We start from the raw sequence: 21,474 nt of genomic DNA, 5'->3' as shown, positions 1-21,474 counted from the left end.
GCTTATAAATTTTTATATTCAAATAAAAAATCTTCAAATTTATCTAAAGCTCTGTTAAAACTATAATCTTTTCTTTTTACCACGTAAAATTTTCTTTTTAAATTTATATTTTTTATTTTAATTGGGTAAAGTATATTATTTTGCAACTCTCTTTCAACAGCTTTTTTAGAAAAAAATGAAATAGCATCTTGTTTTAAAATAAGTTCTTTTATGGCATTTGCTCTATCAAGTTCTAGAAAGATTGGAAAATTTTTAGATACTTTGCCAATTTTTTTCAAAAAAGCATCTCTTAAGCCAGAACCTTTTTCTCTAAAAATCCATTTTTTATCTAAAAGTTCATCAATGTAAAATTCTTTATTTTTTAATTCTTCATTGGCACTTACAACGATTAATTCATCTTCATACCATTCTTTCTTTATGAAAGATTCGTGATCTATATAGCTTTGTGCTATATTTGTTTCTATAATAGCCATTTCAATTAAGCCATTTTTTAAAAGATGGAGACTCTTTTGTGTATTTTGTGTTTGATGATGTGCATTTACTTTTGGAAAATTATCTTTAAATTTAAATAAAATTTCATTGACAAAATATTCTGAAATACTTTGAGTTGATGCAATATTAATTTCACCTAATAAAGTTGTATCATCATTTATTATTTCTAAGCTTTTATAATAATCTTCAACAAGTTTTAGCCAAATTTTTCCTATAAGTAAAGCTTTTGATGTAGGAAGAAGTTTTTTTCCTAAGCGTTCAAAAAGTATTGTTGATAAAGTTTCTTCTAAATTTTTAATAATAATGGAAACATTAGGTTGAGATGTGGAAAAATTACTAGCGGTTAAAGTTGGACTTTGCGTATTTAAAAGATCTAAAAAAATCTCCATATCCTTAATTTTCATTGATGTCTCCTTGTTTTAATATAAAGATTTAATAAAATTATTATAAATATTAAAATAATATATTTTTATAATTATTACAAAAAAAATATAATAATCAAAAATTTATTAAGGATAATTTTGAATGAAAGCTAATATTTTTATAAAAAGTTTGATAATAGTAAAGTCAAATTTTAAAGGTCTGTTTTTTGTTTCTTGTATTGTAGCTTGCTCAATGTATCTTTCTAGTTTACAAAGCATTAAAGATTCTACTCATCTTGCTGCCACTGCTTTTGCTATTATTATAGGAGTGCTTCTTTCTCCTTGGTTTTTTAAATATCAACATACTTTTCAAGCTGGAGTGCATTTTAGTGCTAAAAAATTATTAAGACTCGGTATTGTTTTATATGGTTTTAATATTACTTTAACAGAGCTTTTAAGTGTAGGTTTATGGGGATTTTTACTTTCTTTTTTGATTATTGTAGTTATATTTTTACTTTCTGTTGTAATAGGAACGAAAATTTTTAAACTCGATAAAGAAACTTCAATGCTTGTGGGTGCTGGAAGTTCAATTTGTGGTGCTGCTGCCGTTTTGGCTCTTGAATCTTCTTTAAAATCTGATCCTTTTAAAGGAATTTTAGCTGTTGGAACGGTTGTAATTTTCGGTCTTATATTTATGTTTTTATATCCTATATTCTTTTCTTTCGATTTAATTCCTTATTTTGATCAAAATGCTATGGGTGTTTATATGGGAGCTACTTTACACGAAGTGGCTAATGTTGTTGGAGCAGCTGAAATGGCAAAAGATATGTCAAATTTTAGTCAAGGTGCAGCTAATTTAGCTATTATTATTAAAATGATGAGAGTTATTTTGCTTGTTCCGTTTTTGTTAATCGTAACATATTTTTTTACAAAAACAAGACATCAAAATTCTAAAAAAACTTCAAAAACAATTACTATTCCTTATTTTGCTTTTGCTTTTTTAATTATGATTGCCGTTAATACTTTTTTATCGAAACAAGAGTATTTTTTAGGTATTGATACTCACTTTATTATTAGTACAGGAAAGCTATTATGTACTCTTTGTATTGTTTATGCTATGGCTGCTTTAGGGCTTCAAATAGATTTTAAAAAATTCTTAAAAAGCGGTTTTAAGGTATTTGCTTTAGCGTTAATTTTGGCTTTTTCTTTGATTGTAATAGGATATTTTTTAACTTTAGCTTTTAAAGGAATTTTGTGGTAAAATTCCTTTAAAAAGGCAATATTTTCTAAAATCTCTTTCTATAATTTCATATTCTTTTAAAATTTTACATTCTTCATAAACTTTACTTCCCTTATAAAGTAAAAAAAGAGTATGTTCGTTATAAAAATTTCTACAAAGTTTTATTAAAGAAGAAATATCACTAAAAGCTCTTGAAGTTATAATATCTGCTGTTAATTGAGATTTATAATCTTGTATTTTTTCTTTTACAATAAAAACATTATCAAGCTTGCATTCTATTTTAACATTTCTTAAAAAAGCAGCTTTTTTGGCATTTGGTTCAAAAAGATAAAATTGCGATTTTAAAACAAAAGCTAAAAAAATAGCAGGAAATCCAGCTCCACTTCCGATATCTATAATATTTTTAGCAAAATTTAAGTCTTTAAAATCTAGTATTTTAAGACTATCAATGATATTTTCATCAATAGTCTTAAATTGGGTTAAATTGTGAATACGATTATATTTGTTTAAGAGATTTTTATAAATTTGAATTTTGTTTTCAAAATTTTTGATATCATATTCTTTTAAAAAATCTAAATTTTCTAAATATAAATGCATTTATTTTAGATGACCCATTTGAGTTTGTTTAATATGAATATATTCTTCATTAAAACGATTAGTTTCTATTAGTATAGGAATTCTTGCAACTATATTGTCTTTAATACATTGAAGTTTTTCTGGGTTGTTGGTTATTAAATTTACTTTAGTAATTTTATAAAAATCTAAGATAAATTTAACAATCTCGTAAGTTCTTTCATCAGCCTTAAAACCTAATTGATGGTTAGCTTCTATGGTATTAAATCCTTTATCTTGTAAAGCATAAGCATTAACTTTGTTAAAAAGTCCAATACCTCTTCCCTCTTGTCTTAAATACATAACCATTCCACCTGATTCTTGTATATATTTAAGAGAAAATTCAAGCTGTTCACCGCAATCACATTTTAAACTCCCTAATGCATCTCCCGTTAAGCATTCTGAATGAATTCTTAAATTTAAAGTATTTTTAGGTTCATCTTTAAATATACAAAGATGTTCTTTGTCATTTTCTTTGAAGCTTTGAATTTTAAATAAGCCCCATTTAGTTGGTAAGTTTGCAATTTCTGAAATTTTTATGTCCATTTATAATACTTTCTATAATAAATTTTATGCTAATATTGTATCAAAAAAAGGAAAAGTTATGTTTAAAAGATTTAGAAGATTAAGAATAAATGAAAATATAAGATCAATGGTGAGAGAAAATTTTTTAAATATTGATGATTTAATTTATCCACTTTTTGTTGTAAATTCTAAAGGTATAAAAAAAGAAATTCCTTCAATGCCAGGAGTTTTTCAAATGAGTTTAGATGAAATTTTAAAAGAATGCAAAGAAATTAAAGAATTAGGCATTAAGGCTATTATATTGTTTGGAGTTTTAGAGTCTGATAAAAAGGATAGTTGTGGCAGTGATGCCTTAGATGAAAATGGGTTGATTGCTACAAGTATTAAAGCTATTAAAAAGGAATTTCCTGATTTAATTGTTATAAGTGATCTTTGTTTTTGTGAATATACAGATCATGGTCATTGTGGTATTATTGATATGAAAACAAAGAGTGTGGATAATGATGCTACATTAGAAATTTCAGCCAAACAAGCCTTAATACACGCAAAGGCAGGAGTTGATATGATAGCGCCAAGCGGTATGATGGATGGTATTATTTATACTTTAAGAAAAACTTTAGATGAAAATGGTTTTGAAAATTTACCTATTATGGCATATTCTACTAAATTCGCTTCAAACTACTATGGTCCTTTTAGAGATGTTGCACAATCAGCTCCAAGTTATGGAGATAGAAAAACTTATCAAATGGATTTTGCTAACGCTAAAGAAGCTTTAATGGAGAGTTTAGAAGATGAAAAGCAGGGTGCAGATATTTTAATGATAAAACCAGCTTTAGCTTATCTTGATATTGTTAAAGAATTAAGTTTAAGTTCAAAACTTCCTATTTGTGTTTATAATGTTAGCGGAGAATATGCTTTATTGCAAGCAGGTAAAAAAGCTGGAGTTATTGATTATGATAAAATAGTTTTAGAAACTATGATTGCATTTAAAAGAGCTGGAGCAAAACTTATAATTACTTATCATGCAAAAGAATTAGCTAAACTTTTACAAAATAAAGGAGCTTAAATGAAATCAAATAAACACGCTATTTGTTTAAAACGCATTGATGAATTTTCTCAGAATTTAGGCTTAAAAAAAGAAGAACAAACTATTTTAGAGCTTAAAGAAACAGATAATAATGAAAAAATTTTAATTTTAAAAAACGGAAGTTTTGAAAATCCAGAACCTTGGTTTATGGTAGATGAAAACGATGAAATTCATACTCTTATATCTTTAAAAAGTTTAAAAAATATTTTAGAAAGTTTAAAACAAACACAAAAAGAGAATTTTGAATTGAAACTTGAAAAAGCTATCTACCAACAAATTCCAATTGATTTTAATGATGCTTGGACGGTTGCTATGGATGAGATAAAAAAAAGAGCAAAAAATGGTGCTTTAATGGAAATTAATATAGATTTAGAAAAACTTATAGCTGATATAAAAAAAGAACATCCAAATCTTTTTGTTGATATGGAAGCTATGATGGAAAGAGTGAGAAAATGAGAGATTATAAGGCTTTTACAAAATACTCTAAGGCTGGACCTAGATATACTTCTTATCCTACTGCTGTTGAATTTAATGTAAATTTTAAATATGAAGAATATATTCGATTTTTAAAAGAACAAAAACAAGATATTTCTTTATACTTTCATTTACCATTTTGTAGAAGTGCTTGTTATTTTTGCGGATGTAACGTGATTTACACTGCAAAAGAAGAGAATAGAGAAAAATATTTAACATATCTTTTTAAAGAGTTAGAATTGTTAAAAGATATAATAGATACTAAACGTAAAGTTGTTCAAATGCATTTTGGTGGTGGTACTCCTACTTTTTTTAGCGCCAAGCAATTAAAAAATTTAATTTTAAAGATTAAGAATACTTTTGATAATTTTGATGAAAATGCAGAGCTTAGTTGCGAGATTGATCCTAGATTTTTAAATGAAGAGCAAGCAGATACTTTAGCACAAAATCATTTTAATCGCATTAGTTTTGGAGTGCAAGATTTTGATGAAAAAGTTCAAAAAGAAATTCATAGAATCCAACCTTTTGAATTGACACAAAATGCTATTAATATGGTAAGAGAAAGAGGGATTAAATCTGTCAATGTTGATCTTATTTATGGTTTGCCTTATCAGGATTTAAATAGTTTTTCCAAGACTTTAGAAAAAGTTATTATGTTAAATCCTGATCGTTTAGCTATTTTTAATTACGCTCACGTTCCTTGGCTTAAGAAAAATATGAGAAAATTTGATGAGAGTACTTTACCAACTCCTGATATCAAACTTTCTATTTTGGAATATTGTGAAAAATTTTTAACTCAAAATGGCTATAAGATGATAGGAATGGATCATTTTGCAAAGAGCGATGATGAGCTTTTTAAAGCTCTAAAAAATAATACTTTACATAGAAATTTTCAAGGTTATACCACTAGAAAAGGTGCTAATTTAATTGGTGTAGGGCTAACTAGCATAGGGGAGGGCGAGAGTTATTATGCTCAAAATTATAAGGATATATTAAAATATCAAGAAGCTATTGATAATAAAAAATTACCTTTTGAAAAAGGTATTATTTTAAATGAAGATGATAAGATAAGAAAAGCTGTTATTATGAGTTTAATGGCAAATTTTTGCTTAGATATTAAAATGATAGAAACAGAATTTAATATAGATTTTTTTGAATACTTTAAAGAAGATTTGATAAATTTAGATGAATATAAAGATTTTATTCAAAGAGATTCCAAAATGATTAAAGTGAATGAAACAGGTGTTTTGCTTATAAGAAATATTGCAATGTGTTTTGATGTTTATTTAAGAAAAATAGATGAAGATAAAAAGGTTTTTTCAAAAACTTTATAATGATGATTGATAAAATTACTAGCGCTTGCGTTAAATGCGGTAAATGTATCCAAACTTGTCCAATTTATGAGGTAAAAAAAGATGAGCTTCATAATCCTAGAGGTTTTTTAGAACTATTGTCTGCTTATAATAAAGGAGAAATTTCTTGTGATAATGATTTAAAAAATATTTTTGATTCTTGTTTTTTATGTACAAGCTGTACTGAAATTTGTCCCTTTGATTTAAAAGTTGATAAAGCTATAATAGATTTTCGTCATAAAGATTTCCAAAGATCATTATCTTTATATAAAAAAGTAATTTTATTTTTTTTAAGAAATAGAAAAATATTAGATTTTATTGCAAAATTAGGCTATATTTTTAATCCTTGCATTTTTAAAATACAAAATGGAAATTTAGGAATGAAATCTAAATTTAACATATCTCTTATCAAAAAAGATCGCTTATTCCCTTCTTTTACTAAAAAAAGTTTTTTAAAATCTAATGCAGATTTTATTGATAATCAAGGAGAAAAAACTATAGGATTTTTTGTAGGATGCTTACAAAATTATTTTTATGATGAAAGCGCTAAGGCTGTTCTTAAAATAGCTAAAAAATTAAAAATTAATGTAGATTTACTTAAAGATCAAAATTGTTGTGCTGTAGTACATTTTTTTAATGGTGATTTTAAAAGTGTAGAAAAACTTGCAAAAAAAAATATAGAGTATTTTGAAAAAAAACTTGAAAATTTAGATGCTATTATTATCGCTGAAGCAACTTGTTCTTCAATGATACGAAAAGATTATGAATATTTTTTTAATTCTATTAATCAAAAAGAATGGGCAAAAAGAGCAAAAAAACTTTCTTCTAAAATTTATCTTGCAACAGAATATTTTTATCATAAAACTTCTTTAAAAGAATTATTAAGTAAGCAAAAGAAAACAGATTTTATTATAACCTATCATGATCCTTGTCATTCTAAAAAAACTCAAGGTATTTTTAAAGAACCAAGAGAACTTTTAAAAAATAATTTTATTTTAAAAGAAATGCACGAGAGTGATGTATGTTGCGGTTTTGGCGGTATTAACACTCAAATAAATTTATATAATGAAAGTCTAAAAATAGCAGATAAAAAAACCTTGAACATTAAGCAAACAAAAGCACATTTTGTTAGTGCTGAATGCTCTGCTTGTAGAATGCAAATTTCAAATTCTTTAGAGAAAGAAAAAATTCAAACTATCTTTAGACATCCTTTGGAATTAATTGCTATGATAATTGATTAATTTTATTTATATCTTCTATATTAGAGCGATTCTTTTCTATTAATGAACTATTCTTTTCGATTTTTGCTTCAAGTTCTGCCATTTTTTCTTTAATACTTTGTATATTTTTTGTAAAAATTTTAATCTTACGCTCATAGCGATTTATAATTATAAAAAGTATAAATAAAAATATAAGCACTATTAAGATCAATAAAAATCCCATTTTTTCTCCTTGTTTAATCAATAATTTCTAACAAAATTTCTTCTTTTAAGTCTATGTATTTAATTTCTTTTAGTCTCAAATTTGTAGGAAGTTTAGATAAAAGAGTGTTATTATCTTGTATGTTATTTTGAGCTAAAATTCTTAACAAAATTCCTCTATAAGCTTTTGCAAAATGACTCACAATTTTACCATTTTTTATAAATTTATAAGTAGTAAATTGTTTATTTGGAATATAAAATTTATCATAATATCCAGCTCTTAAGTCAATAATAGTTTCTTCTTTTAAAAATTCATCTAAAACATTTGAAAAATGTTGTTTATAAAATTTTTCCAAAGGAAAATTAGGTAGTTTTGCACCTTGTTTAAATTTATAAAAAGGCAAAAGATTATCAGCTCTTACCACGCCAAAAAGATTTGAAAAAATTAAAGTATTTTTATAAATATAATCTTTAGCCTTGTTGTCCAATGTATCAAAATCAAGATATTCATATGATACGCCATTGTAAAGTTCTATGGCTTTTTTTGTTGGTTGATTGTGTAAATTTTGTATAAATTTTTCAATTTCTTTTTCATCTTTTATGCCAAAAAATTCTTTTAAATTTTTTATAGAGGTATTTTTAATATATTCATAAAAAGAATTTAAAGCTTGCATTCTAAAATCAAATAATTCTTTAAAAATAAAAGAATCTTTATTGAAAGGTTTTTCAGTGCAATTTTCGCTTTTGCTTTCGCTTGGAGAAAATAATATTTTCATTTTCCTACCTTAAAAATTAATTTCAAAGTCTATAAGGAGTTTCATTAAAGATTTATAAAATTTTTAAGAATTTTTTTACCTTTTTGACTTAAAATAGCTTCAGGATGAAACTGAATGCCATAAATAGGATAAAGCTTATGTTTTATTCCCATAATAATATTTTCTTTGCTTTTTGCTATAATCATAAGTTCTTTAGAGATCTTTTTGACGTATAAAGAATGATAAAGACAAATTTCAAAATTATTTTTTACACCTTTAAATATATCTTTTTGATTGTGATCTAATAAAGTAGTTTTACCATGTTTTGGATTTTTTAATCTAGCAATTTTTCCTCCAAAAGCTTTGGCAATACATTGGTGTCCTAGACAAATTCCTAGAATTTTTTTCTTTTTTTTAAAATATCTAATAGCCTTTAAACTTAATTTTGATTCCTTGGGAGAATTAGGGCCTGGTGATATGATCAAATGTGAAAAATGTATTTTTTTAAGTTTTTTTACTTTTTTAAATTCATCATTTTTGACTACTTTGCATTTATAACCTAGCTCTTTTAGGTAAAAAACTATAGTATAGGTAAAAGAGTCGTAATTGTCAATGATTAAAATACGCTTCATAAAATTACAACCTTTTTTAAACCTCTTACAGAATTCATACAATAAATTGCATCCGCTTCTAATAAATCTTTTTTGAAAAGTTTTTTTTCTTTTATTATTTTTAAATTAAGTAAAAATCTTCTATAAATTCCATCAAGTAATCCGCTTTCTAGAGCAGGGGTGTAAAATATTTGTTCTTTTTTAATGATTATATTGCTTCTACTTGCTTCACAGAGTTCATTTTTTTCATTAAAAAAAGCTATATCATAACATTTATCTTTTTTCCATAGAGAAGATTTGTCATCGTATAGTTTTCTTAAGGAACTTTTAAAAAAGAGTGCATCGTTTTTAGAAGAAATTTTTTCTTTACTTAGAATAAGCTTATCATTAAAAGCATGCTTTAGCTCTGTTATATTTAATTTATAATGCCCCTCTTTATATAAGATAAGCTTTAAAATTCCTTCATTTTGATGATAATTGTTAATAACAAAAGGATAAAAAAGGAAATGATCTTGATTAAAAATTTTATTATTAAGTTCTAAAAGTTTTAATTTTTTAAAATCTTGCAAATTTGAAGATTGATTTAAAATTGTTTGAAAATCTTGTTCTAATTTTTGAGTATTAAAATTTAGAATTTGTGCTGAGTTGAGTAGTCTTTTTAGATGTTCTTTTAAAAATAAAATTTTACCATTTTTATAAAGCATAGTTTCAAAAAGATAAAAATCACAAGCATTTAAAAATTTGGTTTTTAGCTCGAGTTCTTTAAATTCTTCTTCTTTATTAGAATCCCAAACTAAACCACTACCAACTCCATATTTAAAATAATTGTTTTCTTTTTCTAAGGTTCTAATGCTTACATTAAAAATACTTTTATTTTTATGGATTAAACCTATAGATCCACAATAAATTCCTCTTTGTCTTTTTTCTAATTTTTTTATAACTTTAATAGTTTCTATTTTTGGAGCACCGGTTATAGACCCGCAAGGGAAAAGAGCTTTAAAAATTTTATAAATATTAATATTTTTTTTCAACTTTCCTTCAATAAGCGAAGTCATTTGATGAAGAGTAGGGTGAGTTTCTATATCAAAAAGTTTGCTTTGCATACTATGTTTTTTGATAAGTTTTGAAAGATCATTGCGTAATAAATCTACTATCATAACATTTTCGCTTAAATTTTTCATATCATTTTTTAAAAAAAGTTTGTTTTTTGTATCTTCTTGCTCGTTTTTTCCTCTTTGTATAGTTCCTTTCATAGGTTTTGTGGTAATTTTTCTTTTATGAATTTTGAAAAAAAGTTCTGGGGAAAAACAAAGTAGTTCTAAAAGGTCATTTTTTATATAAGCTTTATATTTTGTATTTTGTTTATCTAGTAAAAGGTTAAATAAATCAAAAGAATCAAGATGACTAAAAATTTTTAGTTCTTGAGTAAGATTTACTTGATAACTTTGTCCTTTTGCAATAATTTCTTTTACTTTATTAAAATTCTTATAATATTTTTCTTTATCTAGTTTCTTTACAAAACTAGGCATATATTTTTCTTCATCTATTTTTAAAGCTTTAAATGTTTTTCTTTTTTTATAAGCAAAAAATAAACAATAAGGAAGCGTGCTTTTATAGTGTTTATCTTCTAAATATTTATAAAATTCATATCTAAAAAAAGCTAAAAAATAAAATTTATCTTTATATTTTTCTACAAAATTAAATATTTTTTTACTTTGTTTTTGATTAAAAGCCTTTAATGTATATTTTAAATCATAATACAAAAAATCACCAAAAACAGCAAAATCTTGTTTATTTTTCACTAAGTTCCTTTGCAACTTGTGCAGCAAGTTTTAACTTGTCATTATCAAAATGAGTGTAAATTCTTGAAGTATTTAAACTTGCGTGTCCTAAGGCTTCTTGAACCAATACCAAATCTTTTTGTTTTTTATAAAGCAAAGTAGCAAAAGTATGCCTTAACATATGAGCTCCATTTTTTTGTTTGCGAATTCCAGCTTTAAAAAGAATTTGTTCTACTATGCGACTCACATAAGCTTGAGTAAGAGCTGTTCCTTTGCGATTGACAAAGAGTAGGGCATCTTTACTTAAATAATTGATACTTACATTTTTAAGTAAATCTTCTATTAGTTCTTTTTTAATCATTACTATACGATATTTATTACCTTTGGCGCGAATTCTTATAAGGTATAAATCATTTTCTTCGCTAATATCACCCATTTTTATATTGATAGCTTCGCTTACGCGTATTCCAGTAAAAATGATGATTTTGATAATAAGTCTATTGCGAATAGTGTTATTTTTAAAATCTGTTGTATCTATAGCTTTTAGGAATTTTTTTATTTCTTCTTCACTCATAAATTCAGGAAGCTTAACTCCGCTAAGTCCTTTAATACCTGCCCAGTTCTTAAGATTTATATCAAAAATATGAGATTTTGAATCCTCTTCATTTTGCTTGTCCAAAAAATCAAAAAAATTAATTATAGCAATGCGGTGATTTTTTTTACTTGCATCAGAAAGTGTGCCTGTAATGCTTGCTAAAATTTCAACTATAAGTTCCTCATCAATTTGTTTTAAAGAATAAAGTTTATAAAAATTTAAATATTCAAAGAATTTTTTTAAAGGATTAAAATATGTATTTACCCCACTAAGTCCAGCATTTCTTGCTTTTTTAACAAGAGCATCAAGTTCTTGTATATTTTTTACCCCTTTGGTAAGAGTAAAATTAACTTCTGCTAGATTTTGAGGGTTTTTAAGTTCTTTATTGGAAAGGGAATTGAGTTTAAATTTAATATATTTACATAACCAAAATAAAAAAGATTTTTCAAAATTCTCTTCGCAATCTAAAGGATATTTCATAAGGTTTTCCTAGATGTATATTTTTATTTTTTATTATATCTTTTTCTTTATTAAGATTTTTTTCTATTCTAAATTATTAATCTGTATTTTTATTTAGTTTTTAAATTTATTAAAATTAATTATTTGTTTTTTATTTATAAATTATCTTTATTTGAAAATTAAAAATATATTAAAGTAAATAATAATAAGTATGTAAATTAGTATGATAAAAAGTAAAAACACTATAAATTTATTATTTTGTATTGAAAACTATAATTTTCAAACTTTTATAAAAATACTAAAAAATACTCTATTTTAATAATTCAAAACGCTATTTTTAGGTTTTATAAGAAATTTACTTTTTGGAGTAAAATTATTTATCCATAAAAAATAGTGTAATATTTTTAACATTTTTTTTAATATTTTTATTTGAAAAATTTTTAAAGTATTTTTTAATATTATATTAAGTGAATAGTTCTAAAATAAACATTAACAATCTTTTAAATAAATATTTTATTTTTATTTAAATTGTATTTATTGAGATTGAAATTTAAAGGAGGTTGTATGAAAGTTTTTAGCAAAATTGTTAAATTCTCTACTATAGCGGTTTTTTTGTTGCACTTTAATGCAAGCGCCCTTACTGAAGGAAAGGAATATATAGTATTACACTCCCCTATTCCTAGTGTTCCTAATTCTGTTATAGAAGTTTTTTCTTATCGTTGTACACATTGTTATGATCATCATAAATTTAATACCCTTGAAAAAATTAAAGAAAAACTTCCAAATTTAAATTATAGTTTTTATCCTGTAAGTTCTATGGGAGATTATGGTAAACAAGCCAATGAAGTATTTGCTTTTGCGTATGCTAAAGATAAAGAAAACAATATAGATTCTACAGATCAAAATAGTTTTACTTATAAAGTTGCTGATGCATATTTTAGTGCTTACTTTAAAAAGAAAGAAAGATGGGAAAATGGAGAAAATCCAGAAGCTTTTTATGATGTTGGATTAAAAGCTATGGGTGTAACTAAAAATGATTTAGAATTTTTTTTAAAAACCGATGAAGCAAATAAAATTTTAAAATCATATGAATATGCAAATGATATTTCTAAAAATTATGGAACCCCAGGTTTTGTTATAAATGGAAAATATCAAATTACACCACAAGCAATTACATCTCCACAAGCTCTTATCAAGGCTATAGAAGAACTTAGTAAATTATAGGAGTATATTATGTCCTATAATTTTTTAGAAAAAATTTGCAAATGGCAAGATACTAGAATGCCTTGGGCTATAATTATTTTTATAACTATAGCACTTGTATTTATAGCACATTTTCTTTTTCAAAAATATCTTTTTATGGAACCTTGCGAACAATGTGTTTATATACGTTTTGATATGCTTGTTATAGCTCTTGGTGCTATTATAGTTTTCATAAGTCCTAAAAGTGATATTGCTAAAATATTTGGTTATACTTTTGGATTTTATGGAATTTGGCTTGGAATTGAACATTGTTTGCTTCTAAATCATATACATGAAGCCGTTCATTCTGGGAACCCTTTTACTGGAACTAGTGGATGCAGAGAAATTCCTATTTATCCTTTTAATTTGCATTTATATGAATGGCTTCCACAATGGTTTCTTCCTAGTGGAGAATGTGGAATAGATGCTCCAGTTGTCCCAGAGTCTGCTTATGCTACTCTTAGTTTTTTTCAGAAAATTTTCATTGGAAATCCACCAAATTTTGAAGATGGACTTTATAGTAATGGGTGGTATTTAATTCCAAAATGGCAATTTCTTAATATGGCAATGTGTTGTCTTATAATTTTTATATGTTGCTTTATAATGCTCTTTTTAATGTTTATTTCTTTTGTTTTTAGTAAAAAAAGAGCAAGAGTTTTAGCAATAATTATTTTTATATTTATTGTTACATTAAAAATTACTGGAAAATCAAGAACACCAGTTTTGGTAAGTATCAATGATAATTGTGAGATAAGTTTATTTTTAAATAATGCATAAATTTGTGTTATTGCTTTGATAAATTAAGGAATAAAAATGAAATTAAATAAATCTTTTTGTGCAATAGTTTTAGTAACGAGTGCAACTTTAATTACCCCAAATGTTTTATTGGCGATAGGAGGTCCAAGCGGATCTAAGATTGATTGGCAAATTCAAGGGCAAATTGGTGCTATAAAACTTAATCCTTATAATCTATCTCCTTTAACTGCTATTATAATGGATGGCGGATATATTTTAAAAGATATAAAAGTTACTATACTTCCTAAACCAAATGGACAAACAATTTCTTATCGTGTGAGTGAAAATATGGCTAAAACTTATGGAGGAATCCCTATTTTTGGTCTTTATCCTTCTTATTTAAATAATGTAAAAGTAAGCTATACTAAAGTATCGGCCAATAAAAGCGAAAAAATTGTTGATGAAATTTACAAGATAACAACTCCCGCAGTAAGTATAATGCCAAGCGGTAATAGTGCTCAAACCGGCTCTCCTTTTGGTAGTATTAATATCATAAAAATGGATGAGAAATTTAATGATAGATTATATCTTATAAATAATACGCCTGGCAAACAATTAGGAAAAGGTTCTCAAGCTGTATGGAATAATCCAATTGGCGGAGCTTTAGAATGGGATGAAAATTCTAATGTTTTCATTATTGATACCAAAGGTGAAATTAGATGGTATTTTGATAATGATAAGCTTATGGATTGGAATAATATCTATAATCGTGGCATTATGATGGGTTTTAAGCAAAATAAAGATGGAGCTTTAAGTTGGGGTTTTGGTCAAAGATATGTAAAATATGATGTTATGGGGAGGGAAATTTTTAATAGAGTTTTGCCTTTGGGCTATATTGATTTTTCTCATGCTATGGATAATATGCAAAATGGTCATTATCTTTTACGTGTAGCTTCTGCAAATGTTAAAAGAGTTGATGGCAAAAATGTAAGAAGTGTTAGAGATGTTGTAGTTGAAGTTGATCAAAATGGTAATGTAGTGGATGATTGGAGATTATATGATATTTTAGATCCCTATAGAAGTACTATTATAAAAGCCCTTGATCAAGGAGCTGTGTGTTTAAATATAGATGCTAATAAAGCTGGAACAACTTTAAGTGATAAAGAGCTCGCAAAAATGGATGAAAATAATCAATTTGGTGATATAGCTGGAACAGGTATAGGTAGAAATTGGGCTCATATAAATAGTATAGATTATGATCCAAGTGATGATAGTATTATCATCTCAAGTCGTCACCAAAGTGCTATCGTTAAAATAGGTAGGGATAAAAAAATCAAATGGATTTTAGGAACTCATAAAGGATGGGGTAAGAAATTTCAACAATATCTTTTGCAACCTATAAATTCTAATGGCGCTAAAATAGTTTGTGAAGATGAATATTCTAAATGCCCAGGATATGAAAATGAAAAAGGTGGATTTGATTTTACTTGGACACAGCATACAGCTTGGAGAATTGACTCAAAATCAAATAAGCGTTATTTATATTTAAGTGTTTTTGATAATGGTGATGCAAGAGGAGCCAAACAACCACCTTTTGTATCGCAAAAATATTCTCGTGCTGTTATATATAAGATTGATCAACAAAATAAAACAGTAGAGCAAATTTGGGAATATGGAAAAGAAAGGGGCAATGAGTGGTTTTCTCCGGTTACTTCTTTGGTGGAATATCAACAAGACAAAAATTCTATAATGGTATATAGCGCAACTGCTGGAATGGCTTTTGATTTAAGTAAGGGTATAAGCATTGGCGATCCTAAACCAGAAATTGATGAATTTATCTGGGGAGCGAAAGAACCCTCAGTTCAAATCCGATTTAGCGGAACAAATACAGGATATCAGGCTATGCCTTTTAATGTAGAAAAAGCTTTTAATACTAAATAAATTTAAGTTCCTATTAAGTTTATTAAAACTTAATAGGAAAGTTTATCAATTTTTAATCATAGGTTTATAAGGTCCATACCTATGCTGGGTAGTTGAAAAGCCATCATCATAAGGTCCTACATCCATATCTAGAGGTTTTACTTTTCTATCAGGAAAATCTTTATCTCTATTTATCTTAATAGGACGCGTTTGAGAATTTATATAAGCTGCTACATCGTAGGATTCTTCCAAGGTTAAATCAGTATTCCCTTTTGGCATATTTTCTTTAATATAAGATGCTGCTTTGATTAAGCGATACATACCAGCTCCAGTATTATAACTATCTTTTCCCCATAAAGGTGGATAAATATAATAAGCCCCTACTTTGTCTTCATTTTTAACTCCAAGTCCATTTTCTTGATGGCAAACGATACATTTTTCATTATATACAATTTTACCTTTTTTTGGATCAGCTGCTCTATCAATAAAATCTATTTTTTTTAGTCCTTGTCCTTTTGTTTTTGCGCCAGTTGGAATACCTTGAGATAGCCATTGCATATAGGTTAGCATTGCTTTCATTTCTGGAGTATTTTCAGGCATTTTTTTACCATTCATAGATCTTTCAAAACAACCATTAATACGATCGGTTAAAGTAATAACCTTATCTGATCTTGCATTATATTGTGGGAATCTTGCCCAAATTCCTACAAATCCTGATTGATTTTGAACGGTTCCTGCAGCAGCATGGCAACTTGAGCAAGAAAGATTATTACCAGCAAAACGTTTATTTTTATCTTTTGCTTGTGGGCCTAAGTAATTTGAAGTTTCGTTAAGAATTTTATTTCCTAAAATTACCATTTCAGAATATTTTGACTTTGGCATTTTGCTTTCATCTATTGTGCCATCTTCATTTAAGGCTTCAGGTAGCTTCCATTCAGCTTCTGGTAAATTAATACCTGTTTGAGCTTTGGTTTTAGCTAAATTTTTATCAAGTGTAAAAGCACAACTTCCAACCAATAAAACTGCTAATATTATAGAAGTTTTTTTCATGGAAAGCTCCTTTTTTTGTTTTTGTGAGTAAATAAAGTATAGAACTTTAAAGAAAAAAAGTCAATTAAAATTAAAATAAATTAATATATTTTATATATAGCAAAGTTTTATTTAGATAGAATAATTTTTGCAGTATTTTATAAAGGAAAGATGTGAAAAATTTAAGTTTTCAAGAAAAAAAAGATTTAGATCAATGTGTTTTCAATGTTTTATCAAAAAAAGAAATGAATTTTTTTCAAATTTTATTTTTAAAAATTAAAAGTATTTTTTATTCTAAGTAATATAAATTAAAATCTTTCTTTGAGTAAGAAAGATTTTTAAAAGAAGGCGAATCAATTAAGATTTTACATTGTCTATCTAAATTTTCTATTCCATAGACTTTCATAGACATTCTATTGTTTATTTTTTGAAGTTCTATACCAATGCAAGCTTGATTGTTTATTTTATATAATAAAACACCACCTTCTTTTTCATCTATATTTAAAATAGTTAAATTTTGATTTTTACTCATATCCTTGATATCTTTAGAAAATGAGTAATGTAATTTGTAATAAATCATAATATCCTGCATGGCATTTTTTAGATTTTTAAATTCTTTTTTTAGTGTAAGTTGTTTATCTTGATAAAGAGAAAGAAAGTCTTTATTTAAAAATTCCAAAAAAGTGGCATTGTTTAATTTTTTACAAGAATCAAATGTTTTTAAAATGCTTACCTCGTTGTCTGTAATTAAGAGTTGAATACAAGGATTTTTATTGTCATAAAAACTTAAAATCTCTGCTTTTTTAATACTAATATTTTTATTAGGTTTTTTGTCATAAGCAAAATCATTTAGAGTTTCATAAATATTAGCAAAAATGAAATTATAAGATAAAATTAAAATTATTAGATGTTTCATTATATAAAAAGTTGCTTATAATGTTCTCTAATATATTCAACAACTTCCAAAATTTCATCTACCCCTTCTTTAGTAGAATGCTCTAAAATTGTATCAATATTTTCTATATAAATTTCAATTGCTTCCTCAAGTTTATTTCTTTTTACTCCAGCATATAAAAGCATTGCTTCCAAAACAACATTAAGCTCATAAGTTAAATCTTTTATTTCTTGTTCTTTATCATTTTTGTACATTTTCTTCCTTTTTAATTGCTTTACTTTTAATTAAATCTATAAATTGAGCTTTGATATAATTATAATTTGTACTATCTTTAAAATTAGCAAATAATCCACCGCTAGCATTTTTATGCCCTCCCCCACCGACTAATTTTTTGGCCATTAAGCTTACATCTAAATTTCCGTTTGCTCTAATACTTAAAGTTTTTTTTGAACTAATATCAAGAAAAAAATCATAGTCTAAATTATTAATTAAAAATTCATTGCCTATTATTGAAGTATTACCTATATTTGAAGTCAAAAGTCCTTTATGGTTTTCATAAAAAATAGTAAAATCTTCTTTATGATTTTGTAGTTTTTCAACAATGAATTTAGAAACTAAATTTGCTAAAGTATCATCATATTCTTTTGTAAAATAATCTTTTTTAATAAAATGTAAAGCATTATCAAGCAAAATATAAGATCTCTCTTTTTGTATAAAAGTTTTTGCACGATCTAAAAGATAAAACATATAAGAAGTGTGTTCCTTTTTAAACATTACACGATTAATTTCTTTTGCGTTTGCAATAAGACCTAAACAAACTTTACCAAGTTCAAAATCTTTATCTTTACTAAGCCAAATATCAACAGCATTTACTATATTGATAAAATCTTCCATTTTTTGATCATTGAAACAAATTTTACTAAAAAAATCATAAACAATTTTTGCAGCACATCTTGAACTATCTAAAAAATACCAAGAGTATTTCTGCATACATTCTAAACCACTTTGATGATGATCTAATAATAAAATTTTAATATCTTTTTCTTTGCATACTTCATCAAATTCTTTACATTGAGAAAGGGTTAAATTTAAATCAGTGATAAGTAAGAGTATCTTTTCATTTTCTTTTCTTGTATCTTGTATATCTTTTATAATATTACTAAAATTATCATTTATTTCTTTTCCATAATTAGAATTGTAAAAAATTACATTTTTAAAATAAAAATTAACAATAAATTGACACGCGTAACCATCTAAGTCTGTATGAGAGAGATGATAAATTTTCATTATTTTCCTTAAAGTTCTATTTTAATAATACCTTCTGTATTAAAATTAGTATTTTCAGCAATTTCTGCGAAACTTAAAACAATAATATTAATATTAAAATTAAAGCAAATATCAGCTATAAATTTTCTAAGTTGTGGCTCAACGCATAATATAAACGGTTTAATACGTCCATTAGCCACTGCAGCAACTTCAGATCTTAAAGTATCCACTAAAGCGCCCGTTTGAGCTACGCTTAGAGGTAAATGATAGCCTCCATCTCTAAATTGAACATTTTCCATTAAAATGCTAGATGTAGCTGAATCTAAAATAAAAATATCCAAATTTCCTTTATCATCAAGATACATATTTGTTATCATTCTAGCTAAAGATGCTCTTACGTGCTCTATAATCATATCAAAACTTTTGCTAACCTCTGCAATATCGCTCATTGATTCTAAAATGGTAAGCATATCTTTGATTGGAATTTGATTTCTTAATAAATCTTTAAGAACTTTTTGTATTAAGCTTACAGGAACTAAAGATAAAGCACTTTCAACAATAGCAGGATAATCATTTTTAAGTTTTTCAAGTAAATTTTGTACCTCTTGTCTTGTAAGAAGTTCTGATGCATGAGCTTTTATCAATTCACTCATATGCGTTGAAATAACACTAGCTGGATCAATAACTATATAACCATTTAAAGTTGCTTCATCTTTTAAACTCGCATCAATCCAAAGTGCATCAGAATTAAAAGCTGGTTCTTTTGTGGCTATACCTTCAACTTCTTCTGTTATAAAACCACTATCCATAGCTAAATATTTATCAGGATAAATTTCTGCACTAGCTATAGGCACGCCTTTAAGTTTAAAATTATATTCATTAGGCTTTAGTTGTAAATTATCTCTAATTCTAATTTTGGGCATTAAAAAACCTAAAGTTTGAGCAATATTACGTCTCATAGATCTAATTCTTTCTGTTAGCTCATTTTCAGCAAGTTTTATAAGACCATATCCAAGTTCAAGTTCTAGAATTTCTACTTTTAAAATATCATTAATTTTATGTTCTTCTTCTTTGATAATCTCTTCCTCGCTTTTTTTAGGTGTTGCTACTGGTGTTGAATTTGTGTTATTTGCTGTATTTGCAACTGGTTTTTTGCCTACTTTTACATCGATTTTTCCTTCTTTAACTTGTTTTGTTAAATATCCAAGTCCTAAAAACACAAATGCCATAAATCCCAAAGAAAAATGAGGTAAACCTGGAACTAAAGCAAAAATAAAAAGAACAAAACCAACAATTAAAAGTGTTCGATACTCGCTTAAAAGTTGATTAAGTGTTCCTTCTGCAAAATTATCTTCATCTTTACTTGCACGTGTAATAATAATTGCAGTAGCAGTTGAAGTGATAAGTCCTGGAATTTGAGAAACAAGTCCATCTCCTATAGTTAAAATTGTATAAGTTGAAGCTGCTTGCGATAAAGACAAATCATGCTGAAAAGAGCCGATTAAAAAACCACCTATTAAATTTATAATTGTGATTATAATTCCAGCTACAGCATCCCCTTTTATAAATTTAGAAGAACCATCCATAGCTCCATAAAAATTTGCTTCTGCAATAACTTCTTGTCTTCTTGCTCTAGCAGTTTGTTCATCAATGAGTCCTGCATTTAAATCAGCATCAATAGCCATTTGTTTTCCAGGCATAGCATCAAGAGTAAATCTTGCTTGTACTTCTGATACTCTTGTACTTCCTTTGGTTACAACCATAAAATTTATTAAAACTAAAATACAAAAAACAATCACACCTATAACATAATTTCCGCCAACAACAAATTCTCCAAAAGCAGCTATAATCTCGCTTACAGCTTCGGGACCTTTTTGACCTTCACTTAAAATCATACGTGTTGTTGCAATATTTAAGGAGAGTCTAAAAAGAGTAATGATTAGAATAAGGGTTGGAAATGTTGTTAAATCTGTGGGTTTTGGAATGTAAATTGATATTAAAATAATTAATACAGATAAAGCAATACTTAAGGCTAAGAAAAAATCGAGTATTGGCCCTGGTAATGGAACTATGATAATTGCTAAAATACAAACTATAAAACCAACAATAGTAAGACTTTTGGCTTTAACAATGGGACCTATTAAAGGACCCAAAAAAGGAAAAACAAGATCTATAATTTTATTTTTTGCCATTATCTTCTATAATACTTGCTAAAGTAATAGATTCTAAAAAATTATCAACTTTATTTTGAAGTTTTACAAGTATAGGCATTAAAAAACAATTTTCTTCTTTATTATTGGGACAGATCCCTCCACTACAGTCAAATACACTTACTTCTTTTTTTTCAACGCTATTTATAATTTCTTTAAGTGTATATTCTTTTGGATTTTTAGAAAGACTAAATCCACCTTTAGCACCCTTAAAAGAGTGTAAAAGTCCATCTTTTGCTAAAGTTTGAAGAATTTTAGCTAAAAAACTTTTTGGAATATTAAGTTCATTAGACATATGATCTACATCTTGCGATTTGTTTTGACGAGAAATATAAATTAAAGAAAGTAAAGCATATTCACTAGCTTTTGTAAGAAGCACTATTTATCCTTAATAACTATATTTAAAAAACT

At 26.1% G+C, this 21,474-nt stretch carries 22 protein-coding genes and 1 pseudogene; 9 read left to right on the top strand and 14 right to left on the bottom strand.

Going from position 1 to position 21,474, the window contains the following annotated elements:
- Nucleotides 1-2: 2 nt before the first annotated feature.
- Nucleotides 3-896: a LysR family transcriptional regulator gene (locus GQV94_RS00455; RefSeq protein ID WP_200169027.1), complete on the bottom strand. Its 894-nt coding sequence runs from the start codon at nucleotides 894-896 to the stop codon at nucleotides 3-5.
- Nucleotides 897-1,017: 121 nt separating this feature from the next.
- Between GQV94_RS00455 and GQV94_RS00450 the strand changes: the two genes are divergently transcribed.
- The gene (locus GQV94_RS00450) at nucleotides 1,018-2,115 is read left to right on the top strand and encodes a YeiH family protein (protein ID WP_200169026.1); all 1,098 of its coding nucleotides are present in this window, start codon (nucleotides 1,018-1,020) and stop codon (nucleotides 2,113-2,115) included.
- Here GQV94_RS00450 and rsmG read toward each other — a convergent pair.
- Nucleotides 2,089-2,691 (bottom strand): 16S rRNA (guanine(527)-N(7))-methyltransferase RsmG, encoded by a 603-nt coding sequence (gene rsmG, locus GQV94_RS00445; RefSeq protein ID WP_200169025.1) that lies wholly within the window; start codon nucleotides 2,689-2,691, stop codon nucleotides 2,089-2,091. The two genes, GQV94_RS00450 and rsmG, sit on opposite strands and share 27 nt — an antisense overlap.
- Nucleotides 2,692-3,252, bottom strand: coding sequence for a GTP cyclohydrolase II (ribA, locus tag GQV94_RS00440; protein WP_200169024.1), 561 nt, complete (start codon nucleotides 3,250-3,252; stop codon nucleotides 2,692-2,694).
- A gap of 58 nt (nucleotides 3,253-3,310) precedes the next feature.
- On the opposite strand from ribA, the gene hemB reads away from it, so the two are divergent.
- From hemB to GQV94_RS00420, 4 genes and pseudogenes are all read left to right on the top strand, one after another.
- Nucleotides 3,311-4,297, top strand: coding sequence for a porphobilinogen synthase (gene hemB, locus GQV94_RS00435; RefSeq protein ID WP_200169023.1), 987 nt, complete (start codon nucleotides 3,311-3,313; stop codon nucleotides 4,295-4,297).
- Nucleotides 4,298-4,784: pseudogene (locus tag GQV94_RS00430) on the top strand (DUF2603 domain-containing protein). It abuts the gene before it with no gap.
- On the top strand, nucleotides 4,771-6,126 hold the full coding sequence (gene hemN, locus GQV94_RS00425) for an oxygen-independent coproporphyrinogen III oxidase (RefSeq protein ID WP_200169021.1): 1,356 nt from the start codon (nucleotides 4,771-4,773) through the stop codon (nucleotides 6,124-6,126). Before GQV94_RS00430 ends, hemN begins: the two are co-directional and overlap by 14 nt.
- The gene (locus tag GQV94_RS00420) at nucleotides 6,126-7,385 is read left to right on the top strand and encodes a (Fe-S)-binding protein (RefSeq protein ID WP_200169020.1); all 1,260 of its coding nucleotides are present in this window, start codon (nucleotides 6,126-6,128) and stop codon (nucleotides 7,383-7,385) included. Before hemN ends, GQV94_RS00420 begins: the two co-directional genes overlap by 1 nt.
- On the opposite strand, the gene GQV94_RS00415 is transcribed toward GQV94_RS00420, so the two are convergent.
- Genes GQV94_RS00415 through GQV94_RS00395 form a run of 5 tightly spaced genes read right to left on the bottom strand, consistent with a single transcriptional unit; the run spans nucleotide 7,369 to nucleotide 11,787 of the window.
- Nucleotides 7,369-7,587 (bottom strand): hypothetical protein, encoded by a 219-nt coding sequence (locus tag GQV94_RS00415; RefSeq protein WP_200169019.1) that lies wholly within the window; start codon nucleotides 7,585-7,587, stop codon nucleotides 7,369-7,371. The two genes, GQV94_RS00420 and GQV94_RS00415, sit on opposite strands and share 17 nt — an antisense overlap.
- Nucleotides 7,588-7,600: 13 nt before the next feature.
- Nucleotides 7,601-8,341, bottom strand: a complete 741-nt coding sequence (locus GQV94_RS00410; protein WP_200169018.1) for a YaaA family protein — start codon at nucleotides 8,339-8,341, stop codon at nucleotides 7,601-7,603.
- 44 nt (nucleotides 8,342-8,385) lie between these two features.
- The gene (locus tag GQV94_RS00405) at nucleotides 8,386-8,952 is read right to left on the bottom strand and encodes an anthranilate synthase component II (RefSeq protein WP_200169017.1); all 567 of its coding nucleotides are present in this window, start codon (nucleotides 8,950-8,952) and stop codon (nucleotides 8,386-8,388) included.
- The gene (locus tag GQV94_RS00400) at nucleotides 8,949-10,733 is read right to left on the bottom strand and encodes a chorismate-binding protein (protein WP_200169016.1); all 1,785 of its coding nucleotides are present in this window, start codon (nucleotides 10,731-10,733) and stop codon (nucleotides 8,949-8,951) included. Before GQV94_RS00400 ends, GQV94_RS00405 begins: the two co-directional genes overlap by 4 nt.
- Nucleotides 10,723-11,787 (bottom strand): tyrosine-type recombinase/integrase, encoded by a 1,065-nt coding sequence (locus GQV94_RS00395; protein ID WP_200169015.1) that lies wholly within the window; start codon nucleotides 11,785-11,787, stop codon nucleotides 10,723-10,725. Before GQV94_RS00395 ends, GQV94_RS00400 begins: the two co-directional genes overlap by 11 nt.
- 543 nt (nucleotides 11,788-12,330) lie before the next feature.
- On the opposite strand from GQV94_RS00395, the gene GQV94_RS00390 reads away from it, so the two are divergent.
- Genes GQV94_RS00390 through GQV94_RS00380 form a run of 3 tightly spaced genes read left to right on the top strand, consistent with a single transcriptional unit; the run spans nucleotide 12,331 to nucleotide 15,684 of the window.
- A complete protein-coding gene (locus GQV94_RS00390) occupies nucleotides 12,331-12,990 on the top strand; it encodes a thiol:disulfide interchange protein DsbA/DsbL (protein ID WP_200169014.1) in 660 nt (219 codons plus the stop codon).
- Between the two features lie 9 nt (nucleotides 12,991-12,999).
- The gene (gene dsbI / locus GQV94_RS00385; RefSeq protein WP_200169013.1) at nucleotides 13,000-13,785 is read left to right on the top strand and encodes a protein-disulfide oxidoreductase DsbI; all 786 of its coding nucleotides are present in this window, start codon (nucleotides 13,000-13,002) and stop codon (nucleotides 13,783-13,785) included.
- Between the two features lie 36 nt (nucleotides 13,786-13,821).
- Nucleotides 13,822-15,684: an aryl-sulfate sulfotransferase gene (locus GQV94_RS00380; protein WP_200169012.1), complete on the top strand. Its 1,863-nt coding sequence runs from the start codon at nucleotides 13,822-13,824 to the stop codon at nucleotides 15,682-15,684.
- 45 nt (nucleotides 15,685-15,729) lie between these two features.
- Here GQV94_RS00380 and GQV94_RS00375 read toward each other — a convergent pair whose 3' ends face one another.
- Nucleotides 15,730-16,713, bottom strand: coding sequence for a c-type cytochrome (locus GQV94_RS00375; protein WP_200169011.1), 984 nt, complete (start codon nucleotides 16,711-16,713; stop codon nucleotides 15,730-15,732).
- A 152-nt stretch (nucleotides 16,714-16,865) separates the two neighbouring features.
- Here GQV94_RS00375 and GQV94_RS07865 point away from each other — a divergent pair, with 152 nt between their 5' ends.
- Nucleotides 16,866-16,994 (top strand): hypothetical protein, encoded by a 129-nt coding sequence (locus GQV94_RS07865; protein ID WP_279586433.1) that lies wholly within the window; start codon nucleotides 16,866-16,868, stop codon nucleotides 16,992-16,994.
- Here GQV94_RS07865 and GQV94_RS00370 read toward each other — a convergent pair.
- The 5 genes from GQV94_RS00370 to GQV94_RS00350 are packed head-to-tail and all read right to left on the bottom strand — an operon-like array spanning nucleotide 16,982 to nucleotide 21,442.
- Nucleotides 16,982-17,608 carry a hypothetical protein gene (locus GQV94_RS00370; protein WP_200169010.1) on the bottom strand — a complete coding sequence of 209 codons (627 nt, stop codon included), beginning with the start codon at nucleotides 17,606-17,608 and terminating at the stop codon, nucleotides 16,982-16,984. The two genes, GQV94_RS07865 and GQV94_RS00370, sit on opposite strands and share 13 nt — an antisense overlap.
- Complete coding sequence (locus GQV94_RS00365; RefSeq protein ID WP_200169009.1) at nucleotides 17,608-17,841, bottom strand: hypothetical protein; 234 nt, start codon at nucleotides 17,839-17,841, stop codon at nucleotides 17,608-17,610. The genes GQV94_RS00370 and GQV94_RS00365 overlap by 1 nt, the downstream gene beginning before the upstream one ends.
- Nucleotides 17,828-18,874, bottom strand: coding sequence for a DHH family phosphoesterase (locus GQV94_RS00360; RefSeq protein WP_200169008.1), 1,047 nt, complete (start codon nucleotides 18,872-18,874; stop codon nucleotides 17,828-17,830). The genes GQV94_RS00365 and GQV94_RS00360 overlap by 14 nt, the downstream gene beginning before the upstream one ends.
- Nucleotides 18,875-18,882: 8 nt before the next feature.
- On the bottom strand, nucleotides 18,883-21,045 hold the full coding sequence (gene flhA, locus GQV94_RS00355; RefSeq protein ID WP_200169007.1) for a flagellar biosynthesis protein FlhA: 2,163 nt from the start codon (nucleotides 21,043-21,045) through the stop codon (nucleotides 18,883-18,885).
- The gene (locus GQV94_RS00350; RefSeq protein ID WP_200169006.1) at nucleotides 21,032-21,442 is read right to left on the bottom strand and encodes an Rrf2 family transcriptional regulator; all 411 of its coding nucleotides are present in this window, start codon (nucleotides 21,440-21,442) and stop codon (nucleotides 21,032-21,034) included. Before GQV94_RS00350 ends, flhA begins: the two co-directional genes overlap by 14 nt.
- Between the last annotated feature and the right edge of the window lie 32 nt (nucleotides 21,443-21,474).

This window comes from Campylobacter sp. TTU_617 (assembly GCF_016599045.1).
GTDB lineage: Bacteria > Campylobacterota > Campylobacteria > Campylobacterales > Campylobacteraceae > Campylobacter_D.
The sequence above is the reverse complement of the archived record's forward strand: the minus strand, read 5'-3'. Positions and strand labels throughout refer to the sequence as shown.